The organism is Microcoleus sp. Aus8_D2, from assembly GCF_036702665.1.
Taxonomy (GTDB): Bacteria; Cyanobacteriota; Cyanobacteriia; order Cyanobacteriales; family Microcoleaceae; genus Microcoleus.
In genome coordinates, this window is the sequence record NZ_JAUBUN010000018.1 from 124,224 (window position 1) to 126,566 (window position 2,343).

At 45.7% G+C, this 2,343-nt stretch carries 1 protein-coding gene; it reads right to left on the bottom strand.

The features are described 5' to 3' along the window. Nucleotides 1-300 precede the first annotated feature (300 nt). The coding region (locus QUB64_RS16375; protein WP_333394126.1) for a CHAT domain-containing tetratricopeptide repeat protein at nt 301-2,343 on the bottom strand (2,043 nt) is incomplete at its 5' end.

Consider the following 2,343-nt stretch of genomic DNA (forward strand, 5'->3'; position numbering starts at 1 on the left):
CAAACAATATTGATAAACCCGCCCCCACACATTCGATCTTTTCGGGCTGTTGTATATGGGAGATTTGTCGTTGGGTGGGGGCGGGTTTATGTGAATTTTCGATGTGAATCAAAGATGGTTGGTGAACCCGCCCCTACGGAATTTGCGATTAAGAAATTTGTATTCGGATTTCTTAAATAGGGTGGCGAGAAACCGGGTTTCTACCACAATTTCGGCTGAGCACGAGAGATATCGGAAGAAACCCGGTTTCTGAGATTCGCGTGAGTGGCGAGTTTCTGAAATTTGGGACAGCATTTATCCTTAATCTTCAACCGATTCCGTCCCAGAATCATCTGTTTCAACCACCGGAACCGACGGCCGAGATAAACCCAGCCTGATCTGATTATCTATCAGAGTTTCCATAAACTCCCTCTCAATTTCTTCTGGTGGATCATCACAGTTTCCACCAGGCCCACATTGCTCGATTTCGTTCTCTAAATTCTCTTCGATAGACGGTCTGGTTTCGCACCAAGCCTTGATTTTTTCTGCTATAGTATTGAGACGATCCGTAGAACTCACATCAAGCGCAGATAAATCATTAACAAATAGCTTGGGTTCCGATATTTGCAATAACTTAGCTAAACCAGCGACAATCTCTTCAGGTTTATAATTATCTGGTAGTGACATTTTTAGCCTCCTTAAATCTATTTGTTGAGTCTCTAAAGATATACTTTCTGTTTCGCCGATTAACGTGAATGCAGCCCAGGCGATCGGACTGGGAAATCGAGCCTTTGTTGTTAGCATAGCATACCGCAATGCCGCCGCCCTGTTATCGCCTCGCGCTAAATTTTGGTAGAATTCAGTCATCAGTAACTTGGCTGAAATTGCTCCCATATTCCACAGGGAGACGATGACACTCGGTACTCCCGCGAGGATGAAGCAGCGCGATAGTCCGTTAACTCCATCTCCGGTGATTTTACCGCGGCCAGTGCTGCAAGCGCTTAATACTACGAGTTCGGAATTGAGTTTTAATTGCAGGATTTCGGCAGCATTCAACGCGCCGTCGTCGGTGTCTCCCGAACCAGCTAAAATAATTGTGCCGGGAATGCCCGAACCTTGGAAATCGTCGAGGAGTCCGTGGGCGGATAAATGGACGATGCGCGTGTTTAGCATCTGGTCTAAAATCGCCGCTTTGGTGGCATTTTCGCCGCTAATTGCTGCGGTTCCTAAAATCGCGGCTATGGCTTCGGCTGCTTCTTTAGCCCTGGGGAGTTGTGAGAGATTGTAGGGGTTTTCTTGGAATTTTGCTGCAATAGTTGGATCTCCGACTATCAGGGCTGCTTGTCTCAATCCTTTGATGTTTTCTTGGTGTTGGCTGGTTTGTTCTAATACTTGGATGGATGGGGCGGTGAGGATAATATGGTCTTCGATTAAGTAGCGGTTATTGGCGGATTGCAGGGCGGTGAAGGGGACTAAAAATAGTTCGTAGTGGGGGATGAAGATGATGGAGTCATTAGGGTCAGTTGGGAGCAAATCGGCGATCGGTTCGATCAAAATTTGATAAAGTATTTTTAGTAAGTGGCGTTGTGTCTCGATACTAGAATTGGGTTCCATCTGAATTTCGTTGCCTTCGTCATCGGTTTCTTCTACGCCGATCGAGACGCGGGTTTTGAGGATGATTTGTTTGAGGGATTGGTTTTGTTGGGTGAGGGGTTCGAGGTTGGCGGCGCGATGGGTGATGTTGCCGTTTGGTTGGATTACCCAGATGTAAAGGTTGTCTGGATCGATAATCGAATATTCAACGATTGTGGAGTTTTTTTGTTGGGCGATTTGTTGGATTCTGGGAATTGATAATGTATTTGTGACTTCGTTGGTTGTTAAGTCTGTTGTTAATAGGTTTTGTTGCAATAATTCTACGAAGGCGCGGGTGCGGCCCAGTTCAGATATTTCTAGGGCTTCGTCATATTTAGCTTGGGCGACTAGGACTTTTTGCAGAAGGCGATAGGCAGATATTTGGGTTTCAAATATTGATGCTTTGTGGTCATTATGGACTAATTTAGACCGCAGACTTTCGTGAATTATGATTGAGGCGCGGAGTTTGGCTTCGGCTTCTGGGAATTGGTTTATTTTGAATAGAGTTGCGCCTAAATTGTTGAGAGATATTGACTCTCCCACGGCATTGCCGATTTTCCGTTGAATCACCAAAGACTGTTCGTGAAAGTCGATCGCCCGATTGTAATCCCCTAGGGATTTGTAAGCATTACCCAAATTGTTGAGGGAATTAGCTTCTCCCACGGCATTGCCGATTTTCCGTTGAATCACCAAAGACTGTTCGTGAAAGTCGATCGCCCGATTGTAATCCCC